At 62.1% G+C, this 24,660-nt stretch carries 23 protein-coding genes; 14 read left to right on the top strand and 9 right to left on the bottom strand.

Annotated features, from left to right (window positions below):
• Positions 1–100 precede the first annotated feature (100 nt).
• Positions 101–1,222 carry a KamA family radical SAM protein gene (locus tag NKH35_RS18930; RefSeq protein ID WP_031208658.1) on the bottom strand — a complete coding sequence of 374 codons (1,122 nt, stop codon included), beginning with the start codon at positions 1,220–1,222 and terminating at the stop codon, positions 101–103.
• A gap of 201 nt (positions 1,223–1,423) precedes the next feature.
• On the opposite strand from NKH35_RS18930, the gene NKH35_RS18925 reads away from it, so the two are divergent.
• The 4 genes from NKH35_RS18925 (at position 1,424) to NKH35_RS18910 (ending at position 7,083) form a co-directional block, all read left to right on the top strand.
• Positions 1,424–3,070, top strand: coding sequence for an acyl-CoA synthetase (locus NKH35_RS18925; RefSeq protein WP_352915809.1), 1,647 nt, complete (start codon positions 1,424–1,426; stop codon positions 3,068–3,070).
• Between the two features lie 236 nt (positions 3,071–3,306).
• Positions 3,307–3,810 (top strand): hypothetical protein, encoded by a 504-nt coding sequence (locus NKH35_RS18920; protein ID WP_352915807.1) that lies wholly within the window; start codon positions 3,307–3,309, stop codon positions 3,808–3,810.
• Complete coding sequence (locus NKH35_RS18915) at positions 3,807–4,199, top strand: hypothetical protein (protein ID WP_352915804.1); 393 nt, start codon at positions 3,807–3,809, stop codon at positions 4,197–4,199. Before NKH35_RS18920 ends, NKH35_RS18915 begins: the two co-directional genes overlap by 4 nt.
• Positions 4,200–4,461: 262 nt before the next feature.
• The gene (locus NKH35_RS18910; RefSeq protein WP_352915802.1) at positions 4,462–7,083 is read left to right on the top strand and encodes a bifunctional diguanylate cyclase/phosphodiesterase; all 2,622 of its coding nucleotides are present in this window, start codon (positions 4,462–4,464) and stop codon (positions 7,081–7,083) included.
• 45 nt (positions 7,084–7,128) lie between these two features.
• Here the strand turns inward: NKH35_RS18910 and NKH35_RS18905 are convergent, their stop codons facing one another.
• On the bottom strand, positions 7,129–8,751 hold the full coding sequence (locus NKH35_RS18905; RefSeq protein WP_023705196.1) for an ABC-F family ATP-binding cassette domain-containing protein: 1,623 nt from the start codon (positions 8,749–8,751) through the stop codon (positions 7,129–7,131).
• A 226-nt stretch (positions 8,752–8,977) separates the two neighbouring features.
• Here NKH35_RS18905 and NKH35_RS18900 point away from each other — a divergent pair, with 226 nt between their 5' ends.
• The gene (locus NKH35_RS18900) at positions 8,978–9,292 is read left to right on the top strand and encodes an EthD family reductase (protein ID WP_023705197.1); all 315 of its coding nucleotides are present in this window, start codon (positions 8,978–8,980) and stop codon (positions 9,290–9,292) included.
• 52 nt (positions 9,293–9,344) lie between these two features.
• Here the strand turns inward: NKH35_RS18900 and NKH35_RS18895 are convergent, their stop codons facing one another.
• Positions 9,345–10,088, bottom strand: coding sequence for a 2OG-Fe(II) oxygenase (locus NKH35_RS18895; RefSeq protein WP_023705198.1), 744 nt, complete (start codon positions 10,086–10,088; stop codon positions 9,345–9,347).
• 65 nt (positions 10,089–10,153) lie between these two features.
• Between NKH35_RS18895 and NKH35_RS18890 the strand changes: the two genes are divergently transcribed.
• Complete coding sequence (locus tag NKH35_RS18890; protein ID WP_050586866.1) at positions 10,154–10,612, top strand: hypothetical protein; 459 nt, start codon at positions 10,154–10,156, stop codon at positions 10,610–10,612.
• Positions 10,613–10,658: 46 nt separating this feature from the next.
• Here NKH35_RS18890 and NKH35_RS18885 read toward each other — a convergent pair whose 3' ends face one another.
• Both NKH35_RS18885 and NKH35_RS18880 read right to left on the bottom strand, forming a co-directional pair.
• Entirely contained in the window at positions 10,659–11,198 is a 540-nt protein-coding gene (locus NKH35_RS18885) for a carboxymuconolactone decarboxylase family protein (protein WP_023695530.1), read from the bottom strand.
• A 45-nt stretch (positions 11,199–11,243) separates the two neighbouring features.
• Entirely contained in the window at positions 11,244–11,666 is a 423-nt protein-coding gene (locus tag NKH35_RS18880; protein WP_023670326.1) for an OsmC family protein, read from the bottom strand.
• A 200-nt stretch (positions 11,667–11,866) separates the two neighbouring features.
• Here NKH35_RS18880 and NKH35_RS18875 point away from each other — a divergent pair, with 200 nt between their 5' ends.
• From NKH35_RS18875 to NKH35_RS18840, 8 genes are all read left to right on the top strand, one after another.
• On the top strand, positions 11,867–12,592 hold the full coding sequence (locus tag NKH35_RS18875) for a 3-keto-5-aminohexanoate cleavage protein (protein ID WP_023743846.1): 726 nt from the start codon (positions 11,867–11,869) through the stop codon (positions 12,590–12,592).
• Positions 12,593–12,764: 172 nt separating this feature from the next.
• Positions 12,765–13,808, top strand: a complete 1,044-nt coding sequence (locus NKH35_RS18870; RefSeq protein ID WP_352723791.1) for an acyltransferase family protein — start codon at positions 12,765–12,767, stop codon at positions 13,806–13,808.
• Between the two features lie 318 nt (positions 13,809–14,126).
• Positions 14,127–14,636: an Lrp/AsnC family transcriptional regulator gene (locus NKH35_RS18865; RefSeq protein ID WP_023670324.1), complete on the top strand. Its 510-nt coding sequence runs from the start codon at positions 14,127–14,129 to the stop codon at positions 14,634–14,636.
• Positions 14,633–15,796 (top strand): saccharopine dehydrogenase family protein, encoded by a 1,164-nt coding sequence (locus NKH35_RS18860; protein ID WP_023695533.1) that lies wholly within the window; start codon positions 14,633–14,635, stop codon positions 15,794–15,796. The genes NKH35_RS18865 and NKH35_RS18860 overlap by 4 nt, the downstream gene beginning before the upstream one ends.
• A gap of 109 nt (positions 15,797–15,905) precedes the next feature.
• Positions 15,906–16,694, top strand: a complete 789-nt coding sequence (locus NKH35_RS18855; protein ID WP_023670322.1) for an ABC transporter substrate-binding protein — start codon at positions 15,906–15,908, stop codon at positions 16,692–16,694.
• A gap of 136 nt (positions 16,695–16,830) precedes the next feature.
• Positions 16,831–17,508, top strand: a complete 678-nt coding sequence (locus NKH35_RS18850) for an amino acid ABC transporter permease (RefSeq protein ID WP_352915798.1) — start codon at positions 16,831–16,833, stop codon at positions 17,506–17,508.
• Complete coding sequence (locus NKH35_RS18845; protein ID WP_023684787.1) at positions 17,505–18,179, top strand: amino acid ABC transporter permease; 675 nt, start codon at positions 17,505–17,507, stop codon at positions 18,177–18,179. The genes NKH35_RS18850 and NKH35_RS18845 overlap by 4 nt, the downstream gene beginning before the upstream one ends.
• A gap of 26 nt (positions 18,180–18,205) precedes the next feature.
• Positions 18,206–18,979 (top strand): amino acid ABC transporter ATP-binding protein, encoded by a 774-nt coding sequence (locus NKH35_RS18840; RefSeq protein ID WP_502882091.1) that lies wholly within the window; start codon positions 18,206–18,208, stop codon positions 18,977–18,979.
• A 208-nt stretch (positions 18,980–19,187) separates the two neighbouring features.
• Here the strand turns inward: NKH35_RS18840 and NKH35_RS18835 are convergent, their stop codons facing one another.
• The 4 genes from NKH35_RS18835 to NKH35_RS18820 all read right to left on the bottom strand — a co-directional run bounded on the left by NKH35_RS18835 (position 19,188) and on the right by NKH35_RS18820 (position 24,658).
• Positions 19,188–20,255, bottom strand: a complete 1,068-nt coding sequence (locus NKH35_RS18835) for a cyclic nucleotide-gated potassium channel (RefSeq protein ID WP_352497192.1) — start codon at positions 20,253–20,255, stop codon at positions 19,188–19,190.
• Between the two features lie 144 nt (positions 20,256–20,399).
• A complete protein-coding gene (locus NKH35_RS18830) occupies positions 20,400–21,470 on the bottom strand; it encodes an adenylate/guanylate cyclase domain-containing protein (RefSeq protein WP_023693905.1) in 1,071 nt (356 codons plus the stop codon).
• Positions 21,471–21,473: 3 nt separating this feature from the next.
• The gene (locus NKH35_RS18825; protein ID WP_023670316.1) at positions 21,474–21,968 is read right to left on the bottom strand and encodes a Rab family GTPase; all 495 of its coding nucleotides are present in this window, start codon (positions 21,966–21,968) and stop codon (positions 21,474–21,476) included.
• A gap of 11 nt (positions 21,969–21,979) precedes the next feature.
• Positions 21,980–24,658 carry an OmpA family protein gene (locus tag NKH35_RS18820; RefSeq protein WP_031204504.1) on the bottom strand — a complete coding sequence of 893 codons (2,679 nt, stop codon included), beginning with the start codon at positions 24,656–24,658 and terminating at the stop codon, positions 21,980–21,982.
• Positions 24,659–24,660 lie beyond the last annotated feature (2 nt).

Raw genomic sequence — 24,660 nt, 5'->3', positions numbered from 1 at the left:
ATACGGAATGCAGGCGAACGCGTAGTGGCGAGAGTTTGGTGCGATGGTCATCCCGATCGACAATGTGACGGCGGCGGTCATCGTCGCCGCTGCGCCCTGCCTACACCACGACGTCCCGATACAGCCTCACCTCGCCGTCCTGGCCGCGGATGCGCCAGTCCTGCCCGTCCCGGCCCTCGACATGGCATGGCCCGAGCGGCACCTTGCCACCGCCTTCCGGCAGGTCCAGCACATAGACGGGATTGCAGATGCCCGACAGGCGGGCGCGCAACGCACCGGCCAGCGCCTGTCCCTGCGCAATCGTGGTGCGCCTGTGCGCCATGCCGCGCGCGAGGTCGCCATGGTGCAGGTAATAGGGTTTGACGCCGAGCCGGTACATCAGTTCGCGGCAGAGTTCCTCCAGCACCTCGACCGTGTCGTTGACGCCCTTGAGCAGGACACTCTGGTTGAGCAGCACGAAGCCTGCCTGGCGCATGACGCGGCAGGCCAATTCGGTGGCCGGCGTGATCTCCCGCGCATGGTTGAAATGGGTGACGATTGTGACCATCAGCCGGCCCTGCAAGGCGCCAACCAGCCCCGGCGTGATGCGCGCGGGCAGCACGACAGGCACGCGTGTGTGGATACGCAGCAGCCTCACATGCGCGATCGTCTCGATACGGGCGCGGATTTCGGCCAGCGCCTTGTCCGGCAGCGAAAGCGGATCGCCGCCGGTCAGGATCACTTCGCGGATTTCGGTATGGCCTTCGATATAGGCAAAAGCCTCTTCGAGCGCTTCTCGCGTATAGCCGCGGCCGATCGAGGTCAGGGATTCCTTGCGGAAGCAGAAACGGCAATAGACCGCGCATTGGTAGGTCGCAAACAACAGCACCCGGTCGGCGTGGCGGTGCGTCAGTCGCGGCACCGGACTGAAGGCATGGTCGGCGATCGGATCGTCGAGCTCGCCTTCCGTTTCCGTCAGCTCATCCGGCGATGGAATGACCTGGGCGCGGATCGGATCGGCGGGATCGTTCCAGTCGATCAGGTCGAGATAGGTTTTGGGGGCACGCACCTTGTGGCGTACGGCCGCCTCCTGCGCCGCCGCGCGCTCGGCGGGTGACAGCGGCAGGGAGGCGAGATCGCGGACGTGGCGCACGCCCGCGCGGATGTCGTTTTGCCAGGCGGTGTCGGCATCGCGTCCTTCGTCGGCTGTGGCCGCGTCATCGAAAGTTGAGTCTGGGGTCATTGGGGCCTCGGGGCAATTCTGGCGGTGCTATCGGCCGGATGGATGGTTCGGTCAACAGCAGTGGCTCGGCGCGGATTGTCGCTGCGCTGCGGTCCTTCGCATCCCCCGACTATCGCCGTAATCGACCAGCGCAGCAATTTCAGGCAATCTGACCGATAAGGCGCTCCAAGGGGAGATGGGCGCCGCTTAGGGAGGACCGCGATGAGCAAAATGCCGCGCTATGAGGATGCCGCTCAGCGCTTTCGCATCGAAGATGAGATCGCGCGGTTGTATGGCAACCCTGGAACCGGCATCAATGCCTATGTCGAATGCTGCGGCCGCTACACCGGAGAAGACCGGCTGGCGCTGCGCGCGATCTCGGCCGGCGGCGAGCTTCGCGAATTCAGCTTCGACGATCTCGCCGACATGTCCGGGCGCGCCGCCAATGTGCTCAAGGCCGCCGGCGTCGGTGCCGGCGATGTCGTCGCCGGCATGCTGCCGCGCGTCCCCGAACTGGTGGCGCTGATCCTCGGGACGTGGCGCATCGGCGCGGTCTACCAGCCGCTGTTCACCGCCTTCGGTCCGAAAGCCATCGAGCACCGCCTCGGCTATAGCGGCGCCAAGATCGTGGTGACCAACCCGGCCAATCGCGGCAAGCTCGACGAGGTCGAGACATCAGCGCAAATCGCCACCATTCTTGGCAATGGCGGTGTGCTACCTGCAGGCGACATCGATTTCCGCGCCGCGCTTGCCGCCGCCTCGCCCGAGTGCCAGCCGGTGATGCGCAAGGGCGACGACTTGTTCATGATGATGTCGACGTCGGGAACGACCGGCCTGCCCAAGGGCGTGCCGGTGCCGCTTCGCGCCCTGCTCGCCTTCGGCGCCTATATGCGCGACGCGATCGGCTTGCTGCCCGACGACATCTTCTGGAATATCGCCGATCCCGGCTGGGCCTACGGCCTCTATTACGCCATCACTGGCCCGTTGCAGCTCGGCATCGCCACGACCTTCTATGAAGGCGCCTTCAACGCCAAGAGCACTTACGACATCATCGAGCGGCTCGGCGTCACCAGCCTTGCCGGCTCGCCGACCGCCTATCGCCTGCTGATGGCGGAAGGCGCGGAAGCTGCGGCCCGAGTCAAAGGCAGACTGCGCGTGGTGAGCAGCGCCGGCGAGCCGCTCAACCCGGAAGTCATCCGCTGGTTCGACGCAAATCTCGCCGCGCCCATTCACGACCATTACGGCCAGACCGAGAACGGCATGATGGTCAACAACCATCATGGGCTCTCGCACGTCGTGCGCGTGGGCTCGGCCGGCTTCGCAATGCCCGGATATCGCATGGTGGTATTGGACGAGGCCGGCAACGAGCTCGGCCCCAACCAGCCCGGCATCCTCGCCGTCGACATCGCGAAGTCGCCGCTGCGCTGGTTCGACGGCTATCACCAAGCCGAGACGCCAGCGATCACGGGCGGCTACTACCGCACCGGCGACACGGTGGAGTACGAGCCGGACGGTTCGGTCTCCTTCATCGGCCGCGCCGACGATGTCATCACTTCGGCCGGCTATCGCATCGGCCCGTTCGACGTCGAAAGCGCGCTGATCGAGCATCCGGCGGTCAACGAGGCGGCTGTCGTCGGCGTGCCCGATCCGCAGCGCACCGAGATCGTCAAGGCCTTCGTCGTCCTGGCGCCGGCTTACAAGGGCAATTCGGAGCTCGCCGAAGAGCTGGCCCAGCACGTCAAGAAACGGCTGTCGGCGCACGCCTACCCGCGCGAGGTCGAGTTCATCACGGAACTGCCGAAGACCCCAAGCGGCAAGATCCAGCGCTTCCTGCTGAGGAAGGCGGAGGTGGAGAAGCGCAAGGCGTGATTAGGCGCCAATCTCCCCCCTCGAGGGGGAGATGTCGCCGAAGGCGACAGAGGGGGTCGTTGCGCGTGAAGCGCTAACGTCGTCTCGCGCTGCAAAAGGAGTCAGCGCTTCAAGCGCAACGACGCCTCTGGCCTGCCGGCCATCTCCTTCCTCAAGGGGGCAGCTCCAACGCCGTCTTTTTTCAGCCCAATGTTGTCATGTATCCTTGGAATCGAACGTAGAGCAGGGTTTATATCATGCGGTGGGTCTGGACGTTTCTGTTTGCGCTGGTGAGCAGCGTGGCTTTCACGGCCTCGCCGGAGGACGACTATGTGGCCGCGCGTGACAAGGCGATTGCTGATATCGCGGCGCTGAACAGTGCGAACGCGGCAATCGAGACCATCGACGCTGAGAACGAGAAGGCGCTGGCCGACCTCCAGCAGCGTCTTGCCGGCATTATCGGGCCGCTGGCGGTCAAGGACTTTCCGCCAACCGGCACAATCAATATCGAAAGCCTCAGCGACTCCGATATCGGCTATGGCATGCTCGATGGGCTGCGATACACCAAGGGCGACGACGGCCCCAGCCTGGTGGCAACGACGCGAGGGCTGCTGGAGCGCTGGCTCCAGTCCAGAACAGCGAGACCGACGAAAGTTTCAAACTGCCCGCCGGCATCGATGAGGCGCTTAAGCTGGATGCCTTCTATACCCAGGCGATCAACAGCGACGCCGCCTTCGAGGGAACGCTCGACTTTCCATTGAAGAAACCCGAAGGCGCCGACATCGCCTTCGCACGGCTCGGCGGCTGGACGCAGGACGTCGGGCCGATCTATGAGCAGGAAGTCATCGTTACGCTCGTCAAAGGCAACAGCGTGAGAATTATCGCAGCGCCGGCAGCCCCTGCCGTTCCGAAGATCGCCGCCTGCGACGCCGTGTGGGCTGCTGCGGACGCCGCCGCGCAGAAATTCCAGGAGGCCTACCAGGCATCGGACCTGAAGGACGAAAAAGCGTTCGAGTCCTCCAACGCCGCCTGGGACAAGGGCGACAGCGACTACCGGGCCTGCATGGCGCAGCGCCTGCCGGCTGACCCGGCTTTCCCGGCGCTGCTCGCCCAGGCGCAGGCGCTGGCCGATCAAATGGCTGGGAAGTAAGCCTCCCGCAAGGGCCCGCGCGGCAAGATCAGGCGGCTTGTTGCAATCTGAGGCGAATATGACTTCGCCGCTGGGTTGCAGAACGCTGCAACCTGGCGTCCTACTTTCGGACACTCATTCAGATTTCGGCTGGACCCTGGCAGCCAAAAGCTTACCGTTTGTTCTCGGATTCGTCTCGAAGCTCAAACTTAAGCTTTAGCTACTATGGTCGACCGAAGGACTACTGTCCTGGAAAGGTCTTCGGATCGAGTTGGCAGGTGCAATGCTCAATTCCGGCCGGTTGAAACGGGCCGTTTTTTCTTCCGCCAACTTGCCGGCGGCGATTGCCTTTGTCGTGCTTCTCGTCTGCGCCCTGGTTGCCGACCAGAGGAACAGAGAGGTCTCCGATCAGCTGGCGCGCGCCGACGTCCTGGCCAAGGTCAACATCATACGCGCCAAGCTCGAAGGCAACATAGGCGGCAATCTCCAGCTGGTTCAGGGTCTCGTTTCGACAATCGTTACCGAGCCCTATATGGGCCAGCAAAGATTTGCGGCACTCGCCCGTAATCTGTTCGAGCAAAAATCGCAGTTGCGCGATATTGCCGGCGCCCCCGACCTCGTCATCGCGCTGATGTATCCGCTGGAAGGCAATGAAAAAGCCATCGGGCTGGACTACCGCAAGAGCGATACGCAACGCATGGCCGCGCTTCGCGCCCGTGACCAGCGCGCGCTGGTGCTCGCCGGGCCGGTCAAACTGGCGCAAGGCGGACGTGGCTTCATCGGCCGTATCCCGGTCTTCGTGCCGACGGCGGGTGGCGGCGACCGTTTCTGGGGTATCGTCTCGGCCGTGATCGATGTCGATCGGCTCTACGCTGCCAGCGGACTGACCGACCCTGATCTGGAGATCGATGTGGCGCTTATCGGCAAGGATGCGCTCGGCGGCGGCGGGGAACTGTTCTTCGGCGGCGATAATGTCGTGTCCGGCAATCCGGTGATGGCAGAGGTGCAATTGCCTTCAGGCTCCTGGCAAATTTCAGCCATACCGAAGGGCGGCTGGCCGACCGCTCCGAAAAATGAGTGGCTGTTGCGTCTGCTCATGGCGCTTGCCGGCGCGCTGGTGGTGCTGCCGATCCTCGTGGCAGGACGTCTTTTCGGTGAGCGGCAGAAAAGTGACGCCGAGTTGAGGCGCCTGTCCCGGCGGCTGGAGCTGGCGTTGGAAGCCTCTGCTATAGGCGTGTGGGAGCACGATACCGTCAGCAACGAACTCGTATGGGACAACCGCATCAACGAAATCTATGGCAAACCCGGCGGCGGCAAGACCCGTAGCTATGACGACTGGGCGCTGGCGATCCATCCCCAAGACTTCGAACGGGCTAAAGCAGATTTCGATTCGGCTGTTGCAACACAAGGCCCCTACTCTTCGCAGTATCGGCTCCTGCGGCCGGACGGCACCATTCGCCATGTGCGCACCCGCGCCAGTTTCTTCCGGGACATCGACGGCACGCCAAAAATGATCGGCGCCGAATGGGATGTGACAGGCGACGTGCTGCTCAACGAGAATCTCGTGCGTGAACGTCGCCTTTCAGAATCGAAAAATGCCGAACTGAACCTGGCCAAAGCCCGCATCGAGCATGTCGCGATGCATGATTCGCTGACCGGTCTGCCCAACCGTCGGTATCTGGACGAGATGCTTGCCGAAAACCGCGAAGCCGACGGCCGTGCGGCGTTGCTGCATCTCGACCTTGACCGGTTCAAGCAGATCAACGACACGCTCGGCCATGCAGCGGGCGATGCATTGCTGGTGCATGCTTCGAAAGTCATCAAGGCCAGCGTCGGCAGTGCCGATTTCGTTGCGCGCATCGGCGGCGACGAGTTTGTCGTGCTGAGCCATGGACGCGACGACAAGGAACTCGCCGCGCTGGCCGACCACATTATCGATGCGATGCGCCAGCCGGTCGACTATCTGGGTCACCAGTGCCGGTTCGGCGTCAGCATCGGCATTGCGGCCAATAGCGGCGTCGATGCAAGGCAGTTGCTTGTCAATGCCGATCTGGCGCTGTACCGGGCGAAAGGCCGCGGCCGCAACCGCTACGAGTTTTTCAACGAAGAGCTGCAGAGCGAGATCGTGCGGACCAAGCAGACCGCCGACGAGATTCTGGGCGGGCTCGAGCGGAACGAATTCATCGTCTACTATCAGCCGCAGTTCGACGCCAAGACGCTGGAGATCGTCGGCGTCGAGGCGCTGTCGCGTTGGGATCATCCGCAACGCGGCATGCTGACCCCCGACGCCTACATCAAGGTGGCTGAAGAACTTAATGTCGTGGCGCTTATCGACCGCACCGTCCTGGAGCAGGCGCTCGATAATTTTGAGCGTTGGTCGCGCAGCCACCTCAACATCCCGCGCGTCTCGGTCAACGTTTCCGCACGGCGCCTGGAAGACAGGGACCTGATCAAGGGTTTGCGCAAGCTTCCGATCAAGGAAGGGACCGTGTCGTTCGAACTGGTGGAGTCGATTTTCCTCGACGAAAACGACGAGCTGGTCAGCTGGAACATCGAACACATCAAGGGGCTCGGCATCGACGTCGAGATCGACGATTTCGGCACCGGGCATGCCTCGATCGTCTCGCTGTTGAAGTTGCGGCCCCGTCGCCTCAAGATCGACCGCCAGCTGGTCACCCCCATCACCAGCTCAACCGCACAGCGGCAGCTTGTGTCGTCCATCATCGACATCGGCAAGTCGCTCGGGATCGAAGTGATCGCCGAGGGCGTCGAGACGATGGAGCACGCGCGCATCCTGAAAGAGCTTGGCTGCGACATCCTGCAAGGCTTCCTGTTCGGCTACCCGATGGATGCCAAAGCCTTCAAGGCCTTCGCGCAGTCGCGCGAATGGCTGGCGGCGAGCTGACAAATCCTGGCTTTGCTGGACGCAAATGCGGACGCAGGACCTGCGTCAGGTCCGCAGCCCCGGCGCCTCGTGCCCGGTCCTCTCCACATATTCGGTATAGCCGCCGCCATAGGTGTGGATGCCTTCTGGCGTCAGTTCCAGCACGCGGTTGGAGAGTGCGGCCAGGAAATGGCGGTCGTGCGAGACGAACAGCATGGTGCCTTCGTATTGCGACAGCGCCGTGATCAGCATCTCCTTGGTCGCGATGTCGAGGTGGTTGGTCGGCTCGTCGAGCACCAGAAGATTGGGCGGATCGAACAGCATCAGCGCCATCACCAGGCGCGCCTTTTCGCCGCCTGACAGAACCCGGCATTTCTTCTCGATCTCGTCGCCGGAAAAGCCGAAGCAGCCGGCGAGTGCCCTGAGCGGCGCCTGGCCGGCTTGCGGAAACGCGTCCTCCAGCGTCTGGAACACGGTGCGTTCGCCCTCCAACACCTCCATGGCGTGCTGGGCGAAATAGCCCATTTTCACACTCGGCCCCCGAGCAACTGTGCCGGCATCCGGGTCAGACGCGCCGGCCACCAGCTTCAGCAGTGTCGACTTGCCGGCGCCGTTGACGCCCATGATGCACCAGCGCTCGCGGCGGCGGACCTGGAAGTCCAGCCCCTCATAGATCGAGCGGCTGCCATAGCCCTTGTGGACGTTCTTCAGCGTCACGACATCCTCGCCGCAGCGCGGCGCCGGCTGAAAATCGAAATTCACGATCTGACGGCGCTTGGGCGGCTCGACACGATCGATCTTGTCGAGCTTCTTCACCCGGCTCTGCACCTGGGCGGCGTGTGACGCCCGCGCCTTGAAGCGCTCGATGAAAGCGATCTCCTTGGCCAGCATGGCCTGCTGGCGCTCGAACTGCGCCTGCTGCTGCTTGTCGGCGATCGCCCGCTGCTGCTGGTAGAATTCGTAATTGCCGGAATAGGCGGTGAGCGAACCGGCGTCGATCTCGACCACCTTGTTGACGATGCGGTTCATGAACTCGCGGTCGTGCGAGGTCATCAGCAGCGCGCCCTCATAACCTTTCAGGAACTGCTCCAGCCAGATCAGGCTTTCGAGATCGAGATGGTTGGACGGTTCGTCGAGCAGCATGACGTCGGGCCGCATCAACAGGATGCGGGCCAGCGCCACGCGCATCTTCCAGCCGCCGGACAGCTTGCCGACATCGCCATCCATCATTTCCTGGCTGAAGCCCAGGCCGTCCAGCACTTCGCGGGCGCGGCCATCGAGCGCATAGCCGTCGAGCTCTTCGAAACGATGCTGCGCCTCACCGTACTTCTCGATGACCTCCTCCATCCGGTCGGCCTGTTCGGGGTCGGCCATGGCCGCCTCGAGTTCGGCCATTTCGGCCGCCACGTCGCTGACCGGCCCGGCGCCGTTCATCACTTCGGCCACAGCACTATGGCCCGCCATGTCGCCGACATCCTGGCTGAAATAGCCGATGGTGACGCCGCGATCGACCTGCACCTGGCCCTCGTCGGGCTGCTCCTGGCCGGTGATCATGCGAAACAGCGTCGTCTTGCCGGCGCCGTTCGGCCCGACAAGGCCGACCTTCTCGCCCTTCTGTAGCGAGGCCGAGGCCTCGATGAAGACAAGCTGGCGGCCGTTCTGCTTGCTGATGCTTTCAAGACGGATCATGAGGCGGTCCGGGGGAGTTGGTGCAAAGTTGAGGGATTTGCCCGGGGCCATACGCGAATGAGCGCAAGGAGGAAAGAGGCAGAAGCGCCACAGATGGTGGCGAGGACCCGTCATCGCGCCCGAAACAAAAATCCAGCGATTGTCGAAAACCGCCCTCGCGGAACGACATTGGCACGGCGGCCTGCATGGCCCCCAAACAGCGACACCAACAGGCAGGAATATGACGATGGCCAAGATGCTCGTGATCTACAAAACCCCGGCTGATCCGGAGGCGTTCGACCGGCACTATTTCGAGGTTCATGTGCCGCTGGCCAAGAAGCTTCCCGGACTGCGGCGCTACGACATCAGCAGGCGGCCCATCATCAAGCGCTCGGCGGGCGAGATTCCGTATCTGGTCGGGACACTCTATTTCGACAGCCTCGCCGATATGCAGAGCGCATTTGCCACCGAAATCGGCATTGCCTGCGCCGCTGACCGGCGTATACTCGCCCCAGGAGACGATGACTTGACGATGCTCCTGTTCGACGTCGACCAAGTGTGAATCTTAGCCGATCTCGGAGTGGAACGAAGGAGCCGCGCCGAAGCGGACGACGTTACTTCGCGTCGTGGAAGATGATTCCCACCGTATGCCGCCGTCCCGAGCGCAGGCGGCTGACGCCGTGCCGGAGATTGACGCGGTAGTGCCCTTTCGTACCTTGCACCGGGCGATTGTGGACAGCAAAGATCACTGCATCGCCCCGGGTCAGCGGCACCACTTCGGCACGGCTTTGCATGCGCGGGCGCTGCTCGGTCAGCACGAATTCGCCGCCGGTGAAATCCTCGCCCGGCTGCGACAACAGGATCGCGACCTGCAGGGGAAAAGCGAGGTCGCCATAGAGATCCTGGTGGAGGCAGTTGAAGTCGCCGGGGCCATATTGGAGGAGAAGCGGCGTCGGCCGCGTTTGGCCGCCTTCGTGGCAAAGCTGGAGGAAGGCGGCGTGGTCATCGGGATAGCGCCGTGCCGCGCCCATGCGATCGTTCCAGTCGTTCGCGACGCCGGCCAGCCTGGGATAGAGCGCGGTGCGCAGGCCACCGACCAGATCCGGCAGCGGATAGCGGAAATAGCGGTACTCGCCCTTGCCGAAGCCATGGCGGGCCATCACCACATGGCTGCGGAAATGGTCCTCATGCGGATAGAGACCGGCGATCTCGGCGCACTCCTCGGGTGCAAGCAGCGCCGGCATGACGGCGCTGCCGTGGCTGTTCAGTTCGCCGATCAGAGCACTCCAGTCCTGCGCTGCGACGCGCGCTTCGGCCGAATGGGCTGCGCGTTTGGTGCTTATCGAATGGATGGTCATGGATGCCTCCTTTGCTTGCGGTCAAAGTGGGGCGAACGAGGCGCCTGGGCCACCCGATTCCTGCGATGAACATTGTCATCTGCTGCCGGCAGCGATTAACTGTGTACATGCATCTTTCGATCGAACCGCTAAATGGCGTCAAAGGGCTTCCTCTCGGATCGTCTAAGGCGACTGTCAGATCCTTCTTTTCAGGAGAGCTCAAGGTCTTTCGGCGGAGCCCAACCAGCGTTCCGGCCGACTATTGGCCGGACCTTGGAGTATTCGCCTATTACAAGGCCGATGGCGCACTCGAAGCGCTAGAATTCACCTCGCCTGCGATCTTGGAACTGGGTGGCGCGTCGCTGTTTCCGATTTCCATGGAGGTTGCGCTGAGGTTCTTGAGACAAACCGACCCCAATGTGAAGGTCGAGATCGATAGCGCGATTTCGAATGCTCTCGGCATCAGCATCTGGACAGCCATAGGAAAAGAAGCGGACTCCCAAGTGGAAACACTTTTGCTGTTTGGAGCCGGCTACTACGGCTGATCCTTCCGGGCGATATCCACTGCAGATCGACTGCGTATCGATCGCATCAGACCGGATCGGCACCCTTGCGGCGATACGCCTCCAACTCAGGGTCCAGATCGACCCTCACCGCGTTTGTGAACAGGCAGGTCGCCACCATGATGCCGGCGAAGGCGACGAGGTTGACCAGCAGTGTGTCGTCGTAGCTAGCCTTGAGTGCCGCCCAGACATCGTCGGGAACGGCGTTGGTATCGGCAGCGACTGCCTTGCCGAATTCGATCAGCAAAGCTTCTTCAGCGCTGGGCTCGATCGCCTCGGGATCAAGACCGCTGTCGATCAGCGCGCGGCGGAAGAAGGTAAGCGGTATCTCGGCGCGGCATCTCTCGGAGATCGCCAGCGACAACAGCCAGACAGCGCGGTCGTCGAGTGCGGGCTTGAGCAGATCGCGCAGGGTGAACCATTCGGCATAGATGCGGTGGGCCGCCGGTGAATGCAGCAGGATGCGCTTCATGTTGGTCATGCGTCCGCGCAGGCCAAGCTCCCTGTCGTGCTCGGCGCGGATGTCTTGCGATGCCGAGGCGTAGTCGATCGGCGGGATCATGGCCATGGGACGGTCCTTGGTTGGGTGGTAGCGAGGCATTCTGCGACACCCTCACCCAAGCGTCGTATGCAATTGCGGCGCGGCGCGCAGCGTGTTGGACACCGTGCAGATCGCTTCGGCGTCCTCGACGATCCGCTGCTTGGTCGCAGCGTCGAGATCGCCTGAGATGTCGAGCCTGATGTTGAGCCTTTCGACGCGCGACGGCTCGTCCTTGGCCTTCTCGCCGCTGACCTCGGCGCGCACCTCGCCAAGCGCGGCGGCAACCCCGAGGCGGGAGGCGGCGATGCGCGCACTCAGCACCATGCAGGCGGCGAGCGAGGCGTAGAGCAGGTCGAGCGGATTGAAGCCCGGCGCGCTGACGCCGGTGACGACATCGACTGCACCGCCGGTCGGAGTGGTGATGGAAGGCAAGCCGCCGGGCTGCAGCGTCGCCGTCGCGCCGGTGACGCGGGTTCTGACCTTCAACTCAGCCATCGCAAATCCTTCTGGCCGGCAGTCCGGCAAAGGGGTAAGGATCGCCCGTGGCGTGTCCTGTCCCGCTATATGGTATGTCCTGGGCCGATACCGCAACCTCCGCAGAAGCGGCACCCTGTCAGCAATCTTCACCACGCCCGTTCCCTCTCCGCCCTGCCCTGCGGTAGGCTCGCGCGATCCGCAACAGGATCGCGAGAGCCATGATCGTCCAGGCCTGCATCAATGGCGCGCGCGCCGCCGATTTTCACCCCACACTGCCGCTCGACTCCGACGCTATGGCGCGCGACGGGGCGGCTTCGATTGCCGCGGGCGCAGCTGAGCTGCATGTCCATGCCCGCAGCGCGGACCGCCGCGAGAGCCTTGCGCCGGCAGCGATGGATCCGACCATCGCAGGGCTGCGCCGTGCCTGCCCCGGTACGCTGATCGGCGTCTCCACCGGCGCCTGGATCGAGAATGACGATACAAGCACGCTGGTCGCCATCGCCGGCTGGCGCGAATTGCCGGACTATGCCTCGGTCAATCTCAGCGAGGCGGCCGCGCCTATCGTCATGGAGAGCCTGCGGCAGCGCGGCATCGGCATCGAGGCGGGTCTGGCGTCGGTCGCCGACGCCGAGCGGCTGGTCGGCCTCGACCATGGCGGGCGCGTGCTGCGCGTGCTGATCGAGATTTCCGAGCAGACGCTAGACGAGGCTTTTGCGGTCGCCGACGGCATCGAACAGGTCCTGGAGCGCGCCGGCATTCGCCGTGCCATCCTGCTGCATGGCGAGAACGCGACGGTGTGGCCGTTCGTGCGCCGTGCCGCGGATCGCGACTGGTCGACGCGCGTCGGGCTGGAGGATGGGAAGCATCTGCCGGATGGCACGGTTGCGGCCGGCAATGCCGCGCTGACGGCGGCAGCGGTGGCGATCTTCCAGGCCGGGCGATAGCGCATACAAGCAGCGCGCCAAGGCATCGCCGAGACGATGGCGATCGCAAGGCCCGGGCCGCGAAAGTCGGTGAAAGCTATTCAAATTTTATGTATTAATTAAACCGGCAGTTAATCGTCGCATCAACGATCTCATCTGTGTTAATATTCTCCGGCATCGGGGACATTTTTTAATGAACGTCATTCCGGATAATGATCACGCTGCGCCGCGTCGGATTCAACAATATACATCGATACAGACCCTGCGGGGGCTAGCAGCCCTTATGGTTGTTATCTATCATCTTCCGGCCGCACTAGGCGTGCTCGATTTGCCTATTCCCATTCTAAACAGCGGCGTCGACCTGTTTTTCGTCATCAGCGGTTTTGTCATGGTTCTCTCGACGGAGAACAGACATCGCGACCACCGTGCTTTTTTGATGCAGCGGTTCACGCGCGTCGTTCCGTTCTATTGGGTCATGACCTTCCTCATGGTCGCCGCACTTTGGCTGTTTGCCGGTCGTGGAGTGTCCTTTGAGCAGATTACCAATAGCCTGTTTTTCGTGCCCTATCTCGATACGGCCACAGGCTATGTCCAGCCAGTGCTTGGCGTGGGTTGGACGCTCAATCTGGAAATCCTGTTTTACATTCTGTTCGCGGCGACTATGGGTTTTGGTGCGCTGACGCAAATGGCCACGATTGGCGTTGTCTTTGCAATCGCCGTAGCCGCACGCATTATCTTCAAACCCGCCGCCGACACTGTGCTGTTTTTCTATACCACGCCAATCCTGTTTGAGTTCCTTGCCGGCATGGCTGTCGGCCGTCTGGTCGGCAGACTGCTGCGTTTGCCCGCTTTCCTGGGTACCTCGGCTGTCGGGTTCGCTATTGTGTCCACACTGGTGATGGTACTTGGCTTCAACTTGCCGCGAACCCTTGCTCAAGGTATCCCGGCGCTGATCCTTGTCGCGGGTTGCATCAGCCTGGAGAGCTACTTCCGACTTTTTGCTCCTCGCGTGCTGGCAAGGCTGGGAGATGCTTCCTACTCTCTCTATCTGACCCATCCTATCGTGCTGCTCGCGATCGCTCCTGTCGTTGCAACCGCCAATGTGTCACCATGGCTTGCAGGCATAGCTATTGTCACCGCCTGCATCGCCGTGTCCCTGGCGAGTTATAGTTTTATTGAAAGGCCGCTTTTGGCCATGTCGCGAATGAGCCTCTCCGCTTATCAGGTGAAGGCGTGAGTTGCGGCTACGCCGCAACTTGGTCGGCCTGTTATGCGGGTGCGTTGCTCACTACGACCTCGCGTCGCGTTCAAGCGACCACGGCGGCGGCAAGATCGTCTTCGCACTCCGTCGCCTAGTGCTGTCGCGCACATCCTCGACTGCCCCAAAATGCGCAGCGGTTTTGGGACGACATGCATCCTGTCTTGCCCGAACGCACACGGAAGGGACACAGAGGGATGACATAGCTCTTGCTGCTGTTAAAAATTCCCCATAAGGTATTTTTCATATCCGAAAGAAAATCCGATCGTTTCTTTCCCTTTATGAAAGCCTTGCCTTTTGCGTGAGCATCTCGATCAAACCGATCGACGGCTGGTAAAGCTGTTGTCGCAGGATGCCCAGCCCGGCATCAACCGGCTCGCCGAGACGATGGCGATCTCGGTGCCGACGGTGCGCTCAAGGTTGCGCAATCTGCTCGACCGCAACCTCTTGAAGATCGTCGGGCTGCTCAATCTGACCGAACGCCCCGAGCTGATCTCGGCCATTGTCGGCATCAATGCGCAGGGACGTGGCCGCGCCCGGGAACTGGCGCAGCGCATTGCCGAACTGCCTTTCGTCAACTCGGCCTCGGTGGTTACCGGGCGCTTCGACATCATCGTCGACGTGACCGTCGCCGGCGATGTCGCCGACCTCTACCGCATCACCAGCGAGCTGATTCCGGGCGCCGGCATTCCCGGGGAAGTCGTGCGCAGCGAAACCTTCGTCGTCATGGCTTCATGCAACAAATGGGTCAGCCTTCCCGAAGGCTGCTGGTCGGAAGAAACACCGTCACGCAAGGAGCCGGCATGAGAATAGCTGTTCTCGGCGGCCTCGGCCTGCAGGGACGGGCGGCCATCGCCGATCTCGTCGCCAGCGCCGGTGTCGAGGAAGTCGTCTGCGTCGATACGTCGGCCGACGGCCCTGCCCGGCTTGCCGGGCTGACCGACCTTTCCCGCGTGCGTTTCGTCGTGCCCGAGGGCCCCATCGGCCCGGCACTTGCCACCGTGCTGGCGGATGTCGACGCCGCCATCGATCTGTTGCCACAGCCATTGATGCGCGAGGCGGTGCAGGCCGCGATCGCAACGCGCACGCCGCTGGTCACCACCAATTACGGCAACGCGATTGCCGATCTGGCGGCGGAGGCTGAACAGGCCGGCGTTTCGATCATGACCGAATGCGGGCTCGATCCCGGCATCGACCTCGTGCTCTACGCGCGCGCCGCAAAGCAGTTCTCTAGGATCTCCTCGATCGATTCCTATTGCGGCGGCATCCCCGAACCGAAGGCGATGGCGAAGCCGCTCTGCTACAAGGTGAGCTGGAATTTCGACATGGTTCTGGTCAGCCAGAACCGCGACAGCGTGATGATCGAGCATGGCAAGCGCGTCGAAGTGCCGGCCGGGCGGCAGCACGACAATGCCTTCATCCACGAGATCGAGGTCGCGGGCCTCGGCCGGCTGGAAGCTTTCCCCAATGGCGACGCGCTGCACTATGTCGAGATGCTGGCGGCCGCCAAGGGATTGCAACGCTCGGGCCGCTATACACTGCGCTGGCCGGGATGGTCGGCGTTCTGGGCGCCGCTGAAGGAACTCGGCTTCCTCTCCGAAGACAAGGTGCCCGGCACCGGCGCCAGCCCCCGCGAATTTCTCGGCCGGCTGCTCGGCCCGCAATTGCAGTATGGCGCTGACGAGAAGGACCTTTGCGTGATGCGCAATGTCTTTTCCGGTCTCGAGGGCGGTCGCGCCAAAACGGTGACATCGGACCTGATCATCGAACGCGACCTGGCATCCGGCCTGTTCGGCATGAGCCTCGGCGTCGGCTATCCCGCCAGCATCGTGGCGCAGATGCTGGCGCGGCGCGAGATCGCCACACCTGGCCTGCTCAACCCGCTGCTGCATGTGCCGGACGAACCCTTCTTTGACGAGCTGGCGAGGCGTGGCATCAAGGTGACCGAAACGGTGGCCTGGGACTGACGATTTTCGAACGGTGGCTGCCGCCGGCAAACGGTGCCGCCGCTCAAAAAACACCCAAAAGGGTGGAATAACAAAGTGGAACAACAACGATAACAGGAGGAATGCCAAAATGAAGATTGCCAGACTTTTTATCGCCGGACTTGCGCTTGCGGGGCTCGCCACGGCGGCCAGTGCCGGAACGCTCGACGAGATCACCAAGCGCGGCGAACTGCGCGTCGCGGTACAGACGCAAGGACCTCCCTTCTCGCTGGTCGGCGCGGCCGGCGAGCGCACCGGCAGTTCGGTCGAACTCGCCGAGTTGATGGCCAAGGAAATGGGCGTCAAGATCACCTTCCTCGACTATGACTGGGACGGGCTGATCCCGGCGCTGCTTTCGGGCAAGGCCGACCTGCTCGTCGCCGACATGACGCCGACGCTGGCGCGCGGCATGAAGGTCGCCTTCACCACACCTTACATGTATACGGGCAGCACCGTCTTCACCAAGGCCGACAGCAAGTTCAAGACAACCGAGGACTGCAAGGCCAAGGGCACCAAGATCGCCGTGCTGTTGGGCGCCACCGGCGAAAAGGAAGCCAAGAACGCCTTCCCGGATGCCGACATCAAGAGCTACAAGGGCGGCGGCCCGCTGCTGCTCGACGCGGTCAACAACGGCCAAGCCGATTGCGGCGTCAACGACGTCTCGGCGGTCAAGGGTCAGTCGACAGCCTATCCCGCCGGCACCTTCACCATCATGCCGGACCTGTTGTCGAAGGAGCCGCTTGCCTTCGCCACCCGCTACGACGAGCCGGACCTGTTGATCTGGATGAACCTGTTCCTCAACCAGGTCAGCATCGACGGCCGCTTGCAGAAGAACCTCGACTACTGGGTCAATTCCGACGCCTGGAAGAAGGATCACTAAGCAGAGGTAAGCAGGGAGTAGTGAGTAGGAAGTAGTGAATGGTGAATGGTGAATGGTGAATGGCCATTCCGGACGCCCTTCACTGCTCACCACTCACTACTCACTACTGCCCATTCACCATTCACAATTCACCGCCATGCTCGAAAATTTCAGCTTCCGCACCATCGTCGAATATCTGCCGCTGTTCGGGCAGGGTCTGATCACGACCGTGTGGCTGTCGGCGCTGTCTTTTGCGGGCGCGCTGGCCGTCGGCATCGTGCTCGCCGCCATGAACCTGCAGCGCGGCCAGCTGTTTCGCGTGCTGGCCAAGGGCTATATCGATGCCATGCGCGCCACGCCGTTGCTGGCGCAGCTCTACTTCCTCTATTTCGGCCTGCCGCGTCTCGGCTTCGTCCTGCCCGAGCTCGTCGTCGGCATCATCGCTTTGTCGCTGAACAGCGGCGCCTATGTCGCGGAAATCATCCGCGCCGGCATCCTGTCGATCCCGCGCGGCCAGGTCGAGGCCGGGGTTGCCTCGGGAATGACCTATGTCCAGCGCATGCGCCTGGTCATCCTGCCGCAAGCCTTCAAGGTGACGATCCCGCCGCTGCTCGGCCAGGCGATCGTGCTGGTCAAGGATTCCGCGCTTTTGTCGCTGATCTCGGTTTCCGAACTGACGCGCGCCGGCCAGTTGCTGGCGTCCGACCGCTTCATGCCGGCGGAAGGCTTTCTCACCATCGCCGCTTTCTATCTGCTGCTCTATTACTGCCTCAAAGGACTGGCGGGGCTGTCCAGTCGGTGGCTCGGTCTGCAGCCGGCAAGGAGCAGCACATGATCTGGCAACAGCTGCAAAGCCTGGCCGGCAGCTACCCCCTCGCCTTGCGCGGCCTTGGCATGACCGTGATGCTGTCGGCGATCAGCCTGGTGCTGGGCACGCTGCTTGGCTTCGGCCTCGGCATATTGCGCACCGGCGGCAACCGGCTGATCTCGAGCGTGATCGGCGCCTGGGTCGACCTGATCCGCGGCACGCCGTTCCTGGTGCAGATCTTCCTGATCTTCTTCATCCTGCCGGAATTCGGCATCGAGCTCGATGCCTTCACGGCCGGCATCATCGCGCTCACCAACCTCGCCGCGTGCTTCATCTGCGAGATCGTCGCCGCCGGCATCCGCTCGGTGCCGACCGGCCAGGTTGAGGCAGCTCTGGCGTCTGGCCTGTCGCGCTGGCAACGCATGCGCCAGGTGGTGCTGCCGCAGGCGATGCGCATCGTGCTGCCGCCGCTGGTCGGGCAATATGTACTCTTGATCAAGGATTCCTCCGTCGTCTCGGCGATCGGGCTGACCGACCTCACCCGCGTCGGCTGGCTTGTGGTGCAGCGTGTGCCCAACGGCCTGCTGGTCTTCTTCCTGGTCGGCGTCGGCTATTTCGTCGTCTGCTATCCGCTGATCATGCTCGCCCGCCGGTTGGAGCGACGCATGGGCGCGGCGCATGGCGAGGTGCAGCTGTGACATCGAACCCCAAAGGGCTGACCGCCATGACCAATCCGAGCCCGACCAAACCAAACCTGACCAAAACGGGCATGATCGACTTTCGCGGCGTCAACAAATGGTTCGGCTCGCTCAATGTGCTGAAGGACATCACGCTCAGCGTCGAGCCGCGCGAAGTGGTCGTCGTCTGCGGCCCAAGTGGTTCGGGCAAGTCGACGCTGATCCGCTGCATCAACGGCCTGGAAGCGATCAAGGATGGCGACCTCGTCGTCGACGGCCAGCGCCTCGGCGACCCCGCCACCAACATGACGCAGTTGCGCACCGAGATCGGCTTCGTCTTCCAGTCGTTCAACCTCTACCCGCACAAGACGGCGCTGGAAAACGTCACGCTGGCGCCGATCCATGTGCGCAAGATCCCCCGCGCCGAGGCCGAGCAGGCCGGGCGCGACTTGCTGGCCAAGGTCGGCCTCGCTGACAAGGTCAATGCATACCCGTCACAGTTGTCCGGCGGCCAGCAGCAGCGTGTGGCCATCGCGCGCTGCCTCGGCATGCGGCCCAAGATCATGCTGTTCGACGAGCCGACCTCCGCGCTCGATCCCGAGATGATCTCCGAAGTGCTCGACGTCATGGTCGCGGTGGCCGAGGAAGGCATGACCATGATGGTGGTGACGCACGAAATGGGCTTTGCCCGCAAGGTGGCGCAGCGCGTGGTGTTCATGGACGCCGGCGCCATCGTCGAAAGCGGCACGCCGGAGGCGTTTTTCTCCGACCCGAAGACCGACCGCAGCCGGGCTTTTCTAAGCAAGATTCTAAGGCATTAGAGTTTAGCCAAAGCCGGTCGTCCGAAAGGCCGCGGGGCAGGAACTGTCGACGCACAGCGCCAAACAACGAGCCGCCGGTAGAGTGGATCGGCTACGTTTAGGTCTCCGGCTACGCCTCTGGGAACTTCCACGTGCCGTCCATAACCTCCGCGCGTGGTCGATAGAGCCGTACCATCCAGTTCCAGCCGGGCCACCATCGGCTGTACGGTCAAGCCACCGGCGCCGCGCCGCGCCGCTCGAGCGCGGTCCTGCGGATGATTTCCGCGATTTCCGGGCTGCTGCTGCACAGCATCTGGAAATCCGCCGCGTGCAGCGACAGGAGTGAGACAGAAGTTGCGGCAGTGACGGTCGCCATACGCGGTTCGCCGCTGATCAGCGCCATCTCGCCGAAGAAGGCGCCAGGGCCAAGCTCCACCGGGTTCGGCGTCGCGACGCTGACGCGGCCTTCCACGACGAAGAACATCCGATCGCCGGTCTCGCCGCTGCGGCAGATCACGGCGCCCGCCGGCACCGTGCGAGGTCTCAACGCGCGCACGATCTCGACCAGCGTGGCCGGGCCAAGCTTCTGAAACAACGGAACGCCGGCAATCAATTGCCAATTGCGGACGAAATCCTCGCGACGGACTTCTTGAAAGAAGCCCGTGGCAAGAATGCCGGCCCACAGCCCGAAGATGCCGATGCCACACATCATGACCGCCCCGGCAAGGACGCGGCCGGCGAAGCTTTGCGGAATGTCGTCGCCATAGCCGGTAGTGGACAGCGTGACCACCGCCCACCACATTGCCTCGGGAATGCTGCCGAATTTTTCCGGTTGGACGTCGCGCTCGATGACATAGGCCGCGAGTGCGACACCGAACAGAACCAGGCCGAAGACCGTGGTGACGCCGACCAGGTTGCGCGCTTCGTTGGCCAGAACCCTGCCAAGCAGCGGGAAGAAGGTCGAGTCGCGCAGCGGTTTCAGCAGCCAGACAGCACAGTAGAGGCTCCGGTCGGGCGTGCCGTCGAGCAGAAATGCGGCGAGTGGAACCAAAACCGCGAGCACATCGATTGCGATTGCCGGGGTCCTGTCCCTGAGGTCGCCCGCCCAGCGCTTGAGCAGGGTCTCGGCCATCTGCAGAAGATAGGCGGCCCAAATGACAGCAAGCACGGCAGCCAGAGCCAGTCTGCTTCGTCCGGACATGTTCGGCATCGTGAGCGCAGCCACCGCCAGAAGCCCAGGCGCAGCGAGCACCGCATTTAGCGGTGCGTAGATTCTCAGAAAAGGCAGTACCGACATTCTATCCCACCAGCGGCCACTGTGCTCCAGAATAGAGGCCTTCCGGGCAAGCGCAAAGGGTGCTTTGCGATCGCAAGATCAGGTCACGCCAATGGCTTTCGGGCGCCGCTATCGGCGCTCCACGGTCGCACCGCAGGCGACGGATCAGCTCGGGAGCCGCCACATTCGCACGCGACCCGCACCGCGCAATTCCGTTTCCTCGAGTGGGTCGCAAGCAAATTTCGGTCCAAGCAGTTGGCAAGTTGCATCGGAAATACGGATTTCATCGGGCTCCGCGGACGTTTGAATACGTGAGGCGAGATTAACGGTCTCACCCCACAGGTCATAGGCGAACCGCCTCTTGCCTATGACGCCGGCGACGATCGGTCCTGAGTGAATTCCAATTCTCAGCCTTATCGGCTCTCCTGCGAAGCGTTCCCGCTTGACCGCTTTGCGCAGCTCAATCGCATAGCGCGTGAGGGCCTTTGCATGATCGGATCGCGCCGTGGGCAGGCCGGCGACCACCATCACACAATCGCCAATTGTTTTGATCTTTTCGCAGCCGTATCGCTCAGAGAGCCGATCCGCCGCCTTGAAGAAGTAGTTTAAAATAGCGAGCGTCGTCACCGCTCCGACGCTGCGCGCTCGTTCCGTAAAACCGACGATGTCGGCAAAAAGCACACTCACCTCTGCGTGGTTGTCGGCAATTTTCTTTTGCGCTTTCAATCGCTCCGCGATCGAGGCCGGGAGAATGTTGAGGAGCAGGTTTTCGGCGCGCTGATATTCACGCGCCAATCCCTCCTGGCTCTTCCTCAACGCCTCGTTCGTCGATTGCAATTTTTCGTTGAGTTGACGCTCCCTCTCTTGCAGGAGCGTCATTTCATAGGCCTTCTGTTGAAGCCGCTGCCTGTTGTCTCGTTCGGCAGTGGCGTCCAGAAAAAGCAGCCACACGAACGCATTGTCAGCAAAAAAATGGAGGTCGGCGACACGCCCGCCGGGCAGTTCAACCATGTCCATGCGAAACGGAAGCTCCGGGCAAGGCAGCAAACCCTCCATGAATTCAAGCTGCTCGGCAACAGGCTTGCCGATGCGAAGTGATGACAGCCCGTAATGTTCAACATTGCCGCCCTTGGCAGCTATGCAAAGCTCAGGGTCGATTTTCAGATAAGCGACAGCGTGCCCGTCGAAGAAGAAATTGAAAAACCAATTTCTGACTTCTTTTGGCAATTCATGCATGGTCTATTTGGTGACCATCAAGGCAAGTTGACGAAAGGCGTCATCGACCTGCTCGCCCGAAAGCGCACTTGTTAGATAGATTTGCCATCCACGTTGCCTCAACTCGTTGATCTCACCATCCGATATCGCCCACCGATCGGCCAGATCGGACTTGTTGAACAGCAATACGAACGGCATGGCGCCGAATTCGGCCTCGACCCGTTCGCGCAGCGTGAGTGCCACGGCAAGAGTAGCGGCGCGGGTTCCATCGACGACAAGCACGAGCCCGGTTGCACCGCGAACATAGCTGACGCGGAATGAGCCGATATCGTCTTCGCCGGCCAAATCCCACAAAATCAGATCCACGGTTTTGTCCGGGAGCGCGACGCTTTTCTTGTCGATTTTCACTCCGACGGTGGTCAAGTAGGTTTCTGAGAAGATGCTCTGCACAAACCTGCGGACCAGACTCGTCTTTCCGACGGCGAAACCGCCCAGCATGCAGATCTTTTTTTGCAACATGTTGGGCTCCGCTAGTCCAGGTTTACCGTAATCGAAACCCGGCGATTGGTGGAGCTACCGGTTAGACTGTTTTCAGGTACAGCCGGCTCAAAAGTGCCCGCGCCCCGAACCAGCAGCAATTCGGGAGCGACGCCCCGCTTGTTGAGAAGCGCACGAACTGTCTCGGCGCGGGCGGCGCTGATCGACGCGTTGGCCGTCTCACGGCCTGTGGTGTCCGAATGCCCGGTCAACATGAACCGCGCCGTTACGCCGGAATTGCGGGCACTCTGGGCGAATTCCTTTATTTGGTCCGCCAACCTGTCGAGAACCGGCGTCTGCTCCGGTCCCGGCACAACTTTGCCGGAAGAGAAGAAAATATCGGTCGTCTGGATGGCCTGCCTCAAATGATTAAGTTCTGCAAGGTTCAGTTCACGCAGCTGCGAGACATCCAGAACCACGCCGTCCGCCGAAAGTTGTTCAGCGGCGGCCCGTGCCCGGTTGATCCAGCCGGCAGGAGCCTCACCCACGGCCACGATGCGACCCTGGATGATCGAGAGCTGAACGGTTTTCGGCGGGGACAGCGCCGCGGTCAGCCGCTTCACCACAAACTTCGGATCAAGGCTCTGATAGAATTGCCACTGTGCATGAACGCGGGCAGGATCAACGTCCGTTCCGGACAGCAGGGCTTGCGGGTCGGCGGCAAGCGGGTCTCTCAAGCCGGAAATATAGAAATGTCCGCCCCTCGCGCTTTGTTGGGCGACGATGATTCCCGGTTGGGCCTCAAGTCGCGACACATAATACTGCCAGTGCTCCGCCGCGCGCGCTTCGGGGCTCACGTCACGAACCTTGGAGATGTCGAATTCGGGTCCGCCTGCCGAAAGCTGCCGGGCCGCCGCGCGCGCGCGATCTATCCAGGTGTCGGGAGCCTCGCCCTCGGCAACGATGCGATCATCGACAATCGAAAGTCGTACTGTATCCGGCGGATACAGCGACGCCGTCAGCCGCTTCAACACGAACTCCGGCTCAAGACTCTGATAGAATTGCCACTGCGCATGAACCCGGGCGGGATCGACCTCTGTTCCCGACAACAGCGATTGCGGATCGGCGCCAAGCGGGTCTCGCAGGCCGGCGATATAGAATTGGCCGTCGCGTATCTTTTGGTCTGCAACGATGATGCCCGGCTGGGTCTCCAGTCGCGACACATAAGCCTGCCAGCGCTGCGCCGCGTGCACTTCGGGGCTTACGTCACGAACCCCCGAGATGTCGAAGACCGGCCCGCCTGCCGAAAGCTGCTGGGCCGCCGCGCGCGCCCGGCTGATCCAGGTGTCGGGAGCCTCACCCTCGGCGACGACGCGACCATCGACGATCGAAAATCGCACTGAATCCGGCGGAGCCAGCGACGCCGTCAGCCGCTTCAGCACGAACTCCGGCTCAAGGCTCTGATAGAATTGCCATTGCGAATGAACCCCGGCCGGATCGACTCCCGTGCCTGACAACAGCGACTGCGGGTCGACGGCAAGCGGGTCCCTCAGGCCGGCAATATAGAACTGGCCATCGCGTACCTGCTGTTCGGCAACGATGATGCCCGGCTGGGCCTCCACTCGCGACACGTAAGCCTGCCAGCGCGACACGTAAGCCTGCCAGCGCTGCGCTGATTGCCAGGAAAGAAAGTACCAACCGCCTGCCAGACTCAAGAGCAACAGGGCAACGGCCGCCACCAGCCACGGAAATCCGTCGTTTGATTCCTCTTGCTTGAGCTCGACGCAGGTCTGCAACTGCGCCTCTACGCTGGCCAGCTGCGAACCGTCGCCGTCGAACTGCTCTAAAGCCTCTGAGGATTGCTCATGGATGCGAAGCAACACATCGCGAACGATTTCATGCAATTCCTCCGGCGGATTTCCCCGGATCACCGAAACCAGTGTCGCAAACGGTCCAACTTCCGACCAGAGACGAAGCTCGCCGAAACGGATTGTGTCCAGGCCGCTCTGCTCTTTCTCGTTAAATGAGTCTTTTACAAAATCCTGAATCGCACTGAGCATCGAAGAAATGAGCTGAGGATCTTCGCTCGTCGCATTGTCGGCAGTTACATGCGCTATCAAAAGGCCGGAATTCCGATGAATGAGAAAGGCATGTTCCACACGGTAGACAAGGGAATGCTTCAGAACAACTGCGGAGAAGCTTGCCCCTGTTCTCCAGGCTTCAAGTCTCCACTTGAGCCCGTGCCAGGTGAATATGTGCCTTAGAGTTTCATTCAGCGACTGAAAGGTCTGGTCGATCTTTTCGCCGATCGACTTGCGAATTGCCGGCAGAAACACCGGGTACAATATGTCCGTCAGCGTGCGCGGGCTCTTCTGGATCGACCGTTGCACAGCCCGTTCGACAGCTGGCGCAAGCGCCTCGCCGAGTTGCGCGTAAGGCGCTCGTCCGGCAGCACTGGGAAGAACGTCGCCCACGGCCGCCGCAAGCTGCTCGGGTTCGTCGAGCAGATGCGTGACGCGTGAAAGCTCGGAGATTTCGCGGCTGACCAGCAACTGCCGCAGCGTTTCCATGCGCGGATCGGCGGTTGGAACCGCCTCGAACTGCGCACGGTAGTCCGGATCAACGTTCCGGGCAATTTCGATCAAAAGACGAGCCAGAGCCTCGCGATCAATCTCTGTATCGTTCGAGGCTGTTCTTTGCGGAAGGTTGAATGGGTCGACGGTGGACGTCAAGG

The organism is Mesorhizobium sp. M1143 (genome assembly GCF_040318435.1).
Lineage (GTDB): Bacteria > Pseudomonadota > Alphaproteobacteria > Rhizobiales > Rhizobiaceae > Mesorhizobium.
Note: the sequence above shows the minus strand (reverse complement) of the source record. Positions and strands in the feature narration are given on the sequence as shown.

Bases quoted from the DNA above. Each gene is read 5' to 3' on its own strand.
- NKH35_RS18930 (WP_031208658.1), bottom strand. From the start codon at position 1,222: ATGACCCCAGACTCAACTTTCGATGACGCGGCCACAGCCGACGAAGGA.
- NKH35_RS18925 (WP_352915809.1), top strand. From the start codon at position 1,424: ATGAGCAAAATGCCGCGCTATGAGGATGCCGCTCAGCGCTTTCGCATC.
- NKH35_RS18920 (WP_352915807.1), top strand. From the start codon at position 3,307: ATGCGGTGGGTCTGGACGTTTCTGTTTGCGCTGGTGAGCAGCGTGGCT.
- NKH35_RS18910 (WP_352915802.1), top strand. From the start codon at position 4,462: ATGCTCAATTCCGGCCGGTTGAAACGGGCCGTTTTTTCTTCCGCCAAC.
- NKH35_RS18905 (WP_023705196.1), bottom strand. From the start codon at position 8,751: ATGATCCGTCTTGAAAGCATCAGCAAGCAGAACGGCCGCCAGCTTGTC.
- NKH35_RS18900 (WP_023705197.1), top strand. From the start codon at position 8,978: ATGGCCAAGATGCTCGTGATCTACAAAACCCCGGCTGATCCGGAGGCG.
- NKH35_RS18895 (WP_023705198.1), bottom strand. From the start codon at position 10,088: ATGACCATCCATTCGATAAGCACCAAACGCGCAGCCCATTCGGCCGAA.
- NKH35_RS18890 (WP_050586866.1), top strand. From the start codon at position 10,154: ATGAACATTGTCATCTGCTGCCGGCAGCGATTAACTGTGTACATGCAT.
- NKH35_RS18885 (WP_023695530.1), bottom strand. From the start codon at position 11,198: ATGGCCATGATCCCGCCGATCGACTACGCCTCGGCATCGCAAGACATC.
- NKH35_RS18880 (WP_023670326.1), bottom strand. From the start codon at position 11,666: ATGGCTGAGTTGAAGGTCAGAACCCGCGTCACCGGCGCGACGGCGACG.
- NKH35_RS18875 (WP_023743846.1), top strand. From the start codon at position 11,867: ATGATCGTCCAGGCCTGCATCAATGGCGCGCGCGCCGCCGATTTTCAC.
- NKH35_RS18870 (WP_352723791.1), top strand. From the start codon at position 12,765: ATGAACGTCATTCCGGATAATGATCACGCTGCGCCGCGTCGGATTCAA.
- NKH35_RS18860 (WP_023695533.1), top strand. From the start codon at position 14,633: ATGAGAATAGCTGTTCTCGGCGGCCTCGGCCTGCAGGGACGGGCGGCC.
- NKH35_RS18855 (WP_023670322.1), top strand. From the start codon at position 15,906: ATGAAGATTGCCAGACTTTTTATCGCCGGACTTGCGCTTGCGGGGCTC.
- NKH35_RS18850 (WP_352915798.1), top strand. From the start codon at position 16,831: ATGCTCGAAAATTTCAGCTTCCGCACCATCGTCGAATATCTGCCGCTG.
- NKH35_RS18845 (WP_023684787.1), top strand. From the start codon at position 17,505: ATGATCTGGCAACAGCTGCAAAGCCTGGCCGGCAGCTACCCCCTCGCC.
- NKH35_RS18840 (WP_502882091.1), top strand. From the start codon at position 18,206: ATGACCAATCCGAGCCCGACCAAACCAAACCTGACCAAAACGGGCATG.
- NKH35_RS18835 (WP_352497192.1), bottom strand. From the start codon at position 20,255: ATGTCGGTACTGCCTTTTCTGAGAATCTACGCACCGCTAAATGCGGTG.
- NKH35_RS18830 (WP_023693905.1), bottom strand. From the start codon at position 21,470: ATGCATGAATTGCCAAAAGAAGTCAGAAATTGGTTTTTCAATTTCTTC.
- NKH35_RS18825 (WP_023670316.1), bottom strand. From the start codon at position 21,968: ATGTTGCAAAAAAAGATCTGCATGCTGGGCGGTTTCGCCGTCGGAAAG.